Source organism: Coriobacteriia bacterium (assembly GCA_014859305.1).
In the GTDB taxonomy this organism is placed as follows: domain Bacteria; phylum Actinomycetota; class Coriobacteriia; order Anaerosomatales; family Kmv31; genus Kmv31.
On the sequence record JACUUM010000061.1, the window covers coordinates 1 to 8,041 of the forward strand.

At 74.2% G+C, this 8,041-nt stretch carries 6 protein-coding genes; 3 read left to right on the plus strand and 3 right to left on the minus strand.

Annotated elements, in window-relative coordinates:
- On the minus strand, positions 1 to 559 hold a 559-nt coding region (locus IBX62_09820; GenBank protein MBE0477382.1), incomplete at its 3' end, for a hypothetical protein.
- 424 nt (positions 560 to 983) lie between these two features.
- On the opposite strand from IBX62_09820, the gene IBX62_09825 reads away from it, so the two are divergent.
- Both IBX62_09825 and IBX62_09830 read left to right on the plus strand, forming a co-directional pair.
- Entirely contained in the window at positions 984 to 1,958 is a 975-nt protein-coding gene (locus tag IBX62_09825; protein ID MBE0477383.1) for a WYL domain-containing protein, read from the plus strand.
- Complete coding sequence (locus tag IBX62_09830) at positions 1,948 to 2,889, plus strand: WYL domain-containing protein (protein ID MBE0477384.1); 942 nt, start codon at positions 1,948 to 1,950, stop codon at positions 2,887 to 2,889. Before IBX62_09825 ends, IBX62_09830 begins: the two co-directional genes overlap by 11 nt.
- Here the strand turns inward: IBX62_09830 and IBX62_09835 are convergent.
- Together IBX62_09835 and IBX62_09840 are read right to left on the minus strand one after the other, a co-directional pair.
- A complete protein-coding gene (locus IBX62_09835; protein ID MBE0477385.1) occupies positions 2,872 to 5,901 on the minus strand; it encodes a DNA polymerase III subunit epsilon in 3,030 nt (1,009 codons plus the stop codon). The two genes, IBX62_09830 and IBX62_09835, sit on opposite strands and share 18 nt — an antisense overlap.
- A 103-nt stretch (positions 5,902 to 6,004) precedes the next feature.
- Positions 6,005 to 6,541 carry a hypothetical protein gene (locus IBX62_09840; protein ID MBE0477386.1) on the minus strand — a complete coding sequence of 179 codons (537 nt, stop codon included), beginning with the start codon at positions 6,539 to 6,541 and terminating at the stop codon, positions 6,005 to 6,007.
- A 348-nt stretch (positions 6,542 to 6,889) separates the two neighbouring features.
- On the opposite strand from IBX62_09840, the gene IBX62_09845 reads away from it, so the two are divergent.
- Positions 6,890 to 7,837, plus strand: a complete 948-nt coding sequence (locus IBX62_09845; protein ID MBE0477387.1) for an integron integrase — start codon at positions 6,890 to 6,892, stop codon at positions 7,835 to 7,837.
- Positions 7,838 to 8,041: the final 204 nt, after the last annotated feature.

Genomic DNA, 8,041 nt, shown 5'->3' on the forward strand with positions numbered 1-8,041 from the left:
TCCACTCGCCCAGCCGCAGCGGTCCCTCGGCCCAGTCGGGCACGGCGCCGGGCGGGGCGCTGACGGTGAACCGGACGCTCTCGCCGGCCCCCTGGACCCCCAGGTGCAGGACGGAGTCCCTCCTCGCGCCCCAGGACATCTGCCGCAGCAGCGCCTGCAGCGCCGCGGACAGCAGACGCGCCTCGCCGTGGACGCCCCCCACGTCGGGGTCGATCTCGGCGAGGACGCCGAGGCCGCAGGATTCCCTGAACGCGGAGGCGGTCGCGGCGGCCAGAGCGCGGCAGTCGACGGCCGTCGCGGCGCCCCCCTCCGCCCCCACGGCGCACGCGTCGCCGAGGGCGTCGGCGACGGCGCGGAGCTCGCGGGCGTGCGCGCCGAGCGAGGCGAGCACCTGCGAGCGCTGGCTCGGGTCGTCGAGGACGTCGGTGCGCCCCAGGAGCTCGACGTAGCCCAAGACGGCCGTGATCGGCACGCGCAACTCCTCGGCCACGCAGGCGACGAACTCCGATGCCGGGCTCTCGCCCGCCGGCGACTCGCCGCTTCCCGCTCCCGCGCTCACTTCGCCCCTCTCTTCCCGCGAACCGCGCAGTGACGCGCGCGGCCCGGCCACGCGTCCCCGCACGGCCCGTCTCCATTTCTACCACTGTTGGCGCACTTTCCCCACCCGCCCGCCCACGGCCCGCCCACCATGCGGCCCACGGCCCGCCCACCCGGCCGCCCAGCCGCATGCCCAGCCGCATGCCCCGACCTGCACTTCCTTAAGGAAGCTGGCATACGTGTTGCTAGACCTTGCGCAGAGCCGGGCGACCCGCCTCCCTCCTCCCCCCCTCAGGGGCGGGAACCGCCCGCTCGAATGAGAACGAGGCGCGTACCCCCCACGCGCCTCGTTTCTTTTCCCGAGGCTCTGCGACGTACAATCGCGGTGTCGGACGGTCTCGGAAACCGACCCGCCGACGCCCGCCCGCGAACCACCCGGAGGACGCGTGCCCGACCCCGTCGAACGCCTCGTGAACCTCGCGCTCCTCGTGGCCTCGTCGCGCCGTCCCGTGACCGCCGAGGACTGTCGGGCGCGCGTCGCGGACTACCCCGAGGACCAGGACGAGGCGGCGTTCCTTCGCATGTTCGAGCGCGACAAGGAGGAGCTCCGGGCCGCGGGTCTCGCGATCGTCAGCGTGCGGGAGGGCGACGCGGAGGCCTACCGCCTCGATCCCGACGCCACCTTCGCCCCGCCGCTGTCCCTCACCGCCGAGGAGCTGGCCGCGCTGCGGGCGGCGGGCGCGGCGCTGGCAGACGACCCCGACTTCCCGCTAGGCGAGGAGCTGCGCCTCGCGCTGCTGAAGGTGCTGCCCGGCCTCCCGGCCGGCCGGCCCGGGCCCGGCGGCAGGGAGCGTGCCGGGGGCGGTGAGGGCGCACTCGCCGCCGAGCTCCTCGAGGCGGTCTCCGCGCGCAAGCGCGTCACGTTCGCCTACGTCAACGCCCGCGGCGAGCGTTCCGACCGCGAGGTGGCGCCCTACGGGCTCTTCGTGTACGCGGGCGGATGGTACCTGGTCGGACGCGACGCCGCGGCCGGCGAGCCGCGAGTCTTCGCACTGGCGCGCGCCGAAGGGCTGGCGCGCAACCCCGCCGCACCCAAGCACCCCGACTTCGAGCCGCCGGCCGACTTCGACGTGCGGGCCTACCTGCGGCTACCCTTCCAGTTCGGCGGCGAGCCGTTCACGGCGCTCGTGCGCGCCTCCGCCGCGGTCGCTCCTCGGCTGAGTGCGCTGGCGGGGAGCCATGGGAGCCTTGCCGAGGAGCCCGGCGGGACGCTGGCCTGGGAGGTCCAGGCCGCGGACCTGGACGCGCTGCTGCGCTGGTCGGTGGCGAACGGGCCGGGGCTGCGCGTGGACGAGCCGCCCGAGGCGGCGGCCCGGCTGGCCGAGGCGATGCGGGAGGTGGCGGGCGCGCATGGCGGGTAGGACGTCGGCGGCCGAGCGGGCCAGGCGCCTGCTCGGGCTGCTCAGCCACCTCCAGCCCGGCGCGACGATGCCGCTGGCCGAGCTCGCCTCCGCGCTCGGCTCCTCGCCCGAGGAGGTCGCCGCGGACCTGCAGACGCTGTCGATGTGCGGCGTGCACCCGTACGACCCCTACGACCTGATAGACGTGTTCGTGGAGGACGACGGACACGTGCACGTCCACGCCGAGGTGCCCGCGCTCGGGCGGCCCGTGCGCCTGACCCCACGGGAGACGCGTGCGCTCGCAGCGGCTCTCCGCGCCTGCGGTCTCACCGCCGAGGACCCCCTCCTGCGCAAGCTGGAAGCCGCGAGCTCGCCCGGAGCCGAGCCGGAGGACGTACAGCGGCTCGTGCGCGCGCACGCCGCGGACCCGCAAGGCGGTGTGTACGCCGCGCTCGCCCGCGCGATCGAGGAGGGCGCCAAGGTGGAGGCGTCCTACCTCTCGTCCGGGGCGGCCGAGCCCGCGTGCCGCACGCTGCAGCCGCATGCCCTGGCCTGGCGAGACGGGTCGTGGTACCTCTCGGCGTTCTGCGAGTCCGCCTTCGAGGAGCGCACCTTCCGCCTCGACCGCTTCCTGTGGCTGCGCGCGACGGGGGAGCCCTTCGAGCGGCCCGAGCCGCCTCCCGACGCGGCGCCCGACTTCACCACGCGCGGGCTGCCGGCGGCCGTCCTTCGCTTCGCCCCCGGCGAGCGCGCGAGCACCCGGGAGTGGCCCGGAGCGACGTTCGAGGCCGGCGAGGACGGCGCCACTCTCGCACGCGTGCCTTACTCCTCCCTGCGCTGGCTCGCGCGCGAGGTCGTCGCGCGGCTCGGCGCCGTCACCGTGCTCGAGCCCGCCGAGGTCCGCGAGGCCGTGCGCGCTCTGGCCGAGGAGGAGCTAGCCGCACTCGGGTGACCGCGACGCCGCCTCCCGCGGCCTCGCGAACCGCCGCTCCACCTGGGCGACCACGTCCTCGGCGGTCAGGCGCTCGACGTCGCGCACGGGCAGCGCCCCGAGGAACCGCCGCGCGTAGGGCTTGGCTCCGACGAGGCGCGCGTCGGCCAGCACGAGGCATCCGGTGTCGGTCGAGGAGCGGATCAGCCGCCCCGCCGCCTGCTTGAGCTCGAGGATCGCCTGGGGCAGGTACCACTTCTCCCACCAGTCGCGCTCGCGCTCGCGCCGCTCCTCGAGCAGCGGGTCGCCGAGCTGGCCGAAGGGCAGGCGCGGCACGATCACGCATCGGAGCGTGTCGCCGGGCGCGTCGAAGCCCTCCCAGAACGAGCGCGTCGCGAAGAGCGAGACCGTCTCGTCGGCGAGGAACTCGTCGCGCAGGCGCTTGCGCGAGACGCCCCTGCCCTGGAGCAGCAACCGCAGCCCCTCGCGGTGCAGCCGGTCCGCGACGAGGCGGTGGGCGGCCTCCATCTCCCGGCGGTTCGTGAACAGCGTCAGCGTGGAGCCGCCCATCGCCAGGTGCAGCCGCTCGAGGAGCTCGGTCAGGCGCCGCAGGTACTCGGCGTGGCCGGGCGCGCCGTGCGGAACGGGCTCCGGGAGGTCCTCGGGCACGAAGACGGCCATCTGGCGCTCGAAGTCGTACGAGGAGCGCAGACGCAGCGCGTCCCAGGCCTCGTCGGGGAGGCGGTCGAGGCCGACGCGGGCCGCGAAGTTCGCGAAGGCGGCCCGGCCCGTGACCGCACCGGACGCCTCATCCACGCCGGGGAAGCCGGTGCCCAGGCCGTCGCCGCCGGTCGCGATCGTCGCCGAGGTGAACACGACGGAGCGCGTCCGCGGGTAGAACTGCTCGGCGAGCGCGCCGCCCACGTCCAGCAGCGCCGCGGCAGCGCCCTCGCCCGTGCCGCGGCGACGGTCGGCCGTGAGGCTGTAGACGTAGGCGTCGTCGGATCCGTCCAGCACGGCGGCCAGCGCGTCTCGCTGCTCGGCCACGCGCGACAGCGCGCCTGTGAGGTCCGCGCGCGATTCGCGCAGCGACTCGTCGTCGGCCTCCTCCAGAGCGGTCACGAGCACGCGTCCGCGCTCGAGCACCTCGCCCAGACGGCGCGCGAGCGAGCGTCCGACGCCGGCGGCCGTCCCCCACGGGCCGCTCTCGCGCATCTCGGCGGTGACGCGCGCCTCGGCGCGGTCGTACTCCCCGCGAGGGGGCGCGAGGTCGCCCACGAAGTCGAAGAACGAGGCGGTGAGCGTGCGCGCGAGCCCGACGGCCTCGGCACATCGGGAGACGCCCTCGCGCGCGGCCGCGGGGTCGCCGGGAAGGGCGCCGAGGCCTTTCGCGACGCCGTCGAGCAGCCCGCCGCGACCGGATCCGCCCAGCGCGAGCAGCAGCCCGGCGAGCTCGGCGTGCGAGGCGCGCAGCGAGAGCTGACCGCGCGCCTCGTCCTCGGCGGCGTGCGCCTCGTCCACGACCCAGTGGCGGACCGGCGGCAGCACGCCGATGGCGGAGACCAGGTCGCGGAAGAGCAGCGCGTGGTTGGTGACGACGACGTGCGCCGAGGCGGCCTCGCGCCGCACCCCGTGCACGAGGCATCCGCCGCGCCGGAAGCGGCACCGCTTGCCCTCGCACTCCGCCGCGCTCGCCGTCACGAGCTCGCGGACATCGGGGCGCCAGTGCAGGTTGAGCGCGTCGAGGTCTCCCGAGGAGCTCTGCGCGACCCAGGCGAGCAGCGCCGCCAGGATCGCCGCACGCTCGGCGTCCTCGGCGCCGGCGGCGATCTCGCGCTCGAGCTTCCGCAGGCAGGGGTAGTTGTCGTAGCCCTTCACCGCGACGAAGCGCAGTTCCTCGCCCCGTTCCCGCAACGCCCCGGCGAGCGCGGGCAGCTCGCCGTGGACGAGCTGGTCCAGCAGCGAGTTCGTCTTGGTCGCGACGCCCACGGCCACGCCGTTGTCCAGCGCGAACCGTGCGGCGGGCACGAGGTAGGCGACGGACTTGCCCACCCCGGTACCGGCCTCCACGGCGAGGTGGCGGCCCTCTCCGAAGGCGCCGAGGACCGCCTCGGCCATGCGCGCCTGCTCGCCTCGCGGCTCGAAGCCGGCGTACATCGCGCCGACGAGGCCCTCGGCGCCGAACTCGGCGAGCACGTCGGCGGGGGCGGGGCAGCGCAGGGGGACCTCGTCGGCGTCGGGGAGGTCCTCGGCGCCGGAGCGCCGCGTCCGCTCGGCGCGCAGCGCGCGCAGGTCCAGCGGGGAGGGACGTCCCGGGAGCGAGCCGGCGACCTGCGAGACGACGCGGGCGAGCGGCCACCCGCCCGCCGTCGCCGATGGTGCCAGATCCTCGATGGCCCGCAGCACCTCGCGCGGCAGGAGCGTCAGCCCGCACAGCAGCACGCGCCACAGCGCCGCGAGCGAGGCCGCGTCCTCCGGAGCGCGATGCGGCGCCGGCGCAAGAGCGAACGCCTCGGCGAGGTCGCGCAGCCGGTGGCTGCGCATGCGCGGCAGCGCGACGCGGGCCAGCGGCAGGCTGTCGACCCACCGCCCCGCCAGCGCCGGTCCGGCGACGGCGGCGACGAAGGCGTCGTCGAAGCCCGCGTTGTGCGCGACGACCGGGCGCCCGCTGACGAACTCGAGCAGGCGCGTCACGGCCGCTTCCGGCGACGGGGCGCCGGCTACCGCCGCGTCGTCGATGCCGGTCAGAGCGGTGGTCTCCGGCGGCACGGAGACGCCCGCGTCGACGAGCGTCGCGAAGCGGTCGAGCAGGTCCGGGCCGCGCGCGAGCACGGCGGCCACCTCGACGAGGTGGTCGCGGGCCGGGTCGAACCCGGTCGTCTCGACGTCGACGAAGACGACCTCTTCCTCCAGCCCGAACGACTCCTCTCGCGCGCGCGAGGGAAGCTCGGCGTAGGCGGCGGCGACGTCGGGGTCGGTGCCGGGCACGAGCCAGAAGGAAAGCGGCGGCGGAGGGCAGGCGGGTGCGGTCACGGCCAAAGACTAGCACGGCGCCCCGACATCGGAGGCGCCGCGCGCGTCGTTCGTATCGTGGCGGCGGGCGGTCGCCGGCCGCCGCCCGGAGCCTCGAAGGAGGCTACTTCATGCCGGCCATCGCCTTGCCCTTGACCAGCCACGCGTCGCCGTCCTTCACGAAGGTCCATGCCGTGCCGAAGTTGCCGAAGCCGGTCTCCTGGTAGGCGACGATGGTCATCTCGTCACCCTCGGTCGTCGGCTCGTCCATCGAGTAGCCCGTGATCCCGTAGCCGGCGAGCTGCTCGCCGAAGGACTTCTCGTCCTGGTTGGCCTTGTTGGCCGCCGGCAGGCACTCGTACGCCGCGGCGTAGTCACCGGACTTGACCGCCTCGTAGTAGCCCTTCAGGAACTCCTCGGGCGTCTTGCCGGCGGGGACCTTGGTGGCGGTCGCGGCGTCGAACTCGCCTCCGCCCTGCGGGGGCTGCGGCGAGTTCGCGGCCGCGTCCTCGGCGGCCTGGCCCGTCGCGGCCGGATCCGGGGCCGGCACGCCCGAGCGGCTCTGGGCGACCAGCACGCCGATGACTGCCACCAGCAGGACGGCCACGGCGATCAGGAGGTACATCAGCGTCTTGTTCTGACCGAGTGTGTTCTCGGACATCCGGGTTCCTTTCCTCAAGCTCGTCCGAACAGCATCGCATGCCCGACAAGGATAGCGGCGCGGGTAGCCCGCGTACAGCGAAGGGCGACGCGGCACGCGCCTCGAAGCGAAGAGCGAGCCAGGTGCCGTGAGGTGAGACGCGCGGGCGGCTTACGAGGTTCGTGCTCGGGCGCGTGGAGGGTCGCGTCCCGGGCGGCGCTGTCAGCAACCGGTAAGCGGCAGGTAAGAGGCTTCGCCCATCCTCTGACGATGCACCAGCCGAGGAACATCCGAGGACCGGCCTCGCCCGACCCTTCGAGGGCGCCCGACGACGGCTCCCGCCACCCGCCCGGCCGAGCGCCGCGGCTGATGGACCAGGTGCGCGAGACCCTGCGAGCGCGTCACTACAGCCGCGCGACCGAGAAAGCGTACTGCCACTGGGTCAGGCGCTTCATCCTCTTCCACCGCGTCCAGCACCCCGCGGGGATGGGCGAGCCGGAGATCAACGCGTTCCTCACCCACCTCGCCGTCGAGGGCAAGGTGAGCTCCTCGACCCAGAACCAGGCCCTCTCCGCGCTGCTGTTCCTGTACCGCTACGTGTTCGGCGTGGAGTTGGGAGACCTCGGCGACGTCACCCGCGCTCGCAAGACCAGGCGGCTGCCCGTCGTGATGACGCGCGACGAGGTGCGATCGGTCCTCGGCCAGCTCGACGGCGACAAGAGGCTCATGGCGTCGCTGCTGTACGGCAGCGGGCTTCGGCTGATGGAGTGCCTGCGCCTGCGCGTGCAGGACGTCGAGTTCGCCCGCGGCGAGATCCTCGTGCGCAACGGCAAGGGAGCGAAGGACCGCGTGACGATGCTGCCCGATTCGCTCCGGGCGCCGCTGGCCGAGCAGCTGCGGCGCGCCGAGGCGCTGCACCGGCGCGACCTGGCCGACGGGTGGGGGCGCGTCGAGCTGCCCTTCGCGCTGGATCGCAAGTACCCGAACGCAGCGTCGCAGCCGGGCTGGCAGTGGGTCTTCCCGCAAGAGAAGCGCTGGAAGAACCCGAAGACCGCCGAGGAGGGCCGCCATCACGTCCACCCGACGATCCTGCAGCGCGCGGTGAAGGAGGCGGTGCGCAGGTCCGGCGTCGTGAAGCACGTGGGCTGTCACACGTTCCGCCACTCGTTCGCGACCCACCTGCTCGAGAGCGGCTACGACATCCGGACGATCCAGGACCTCCTCGGGCACAGGGACTTGAGCACGACGATGATCTACACCCACGTGCTGAACAAAGGCGGCCATGGCGTCCGGAGCCCGATCGACGGGCTGTTGTAGCGCGCGCGGTGGCGGGACTCGCGGCGGGTGCTCGGGAGGGCTTATACAGACTGCACATTCACCCCCATCGCAGGCACGACCAGGCGAGCGCGAGTATTATGAAGATAGTCTGCGCAGCGACGCCGATTACCACAGACTGTAGAATCATTGTTCGCTGGACCCCCGACTGCTGCCGATCGCGACCCCCCTGGCGCTGAGAGAGGG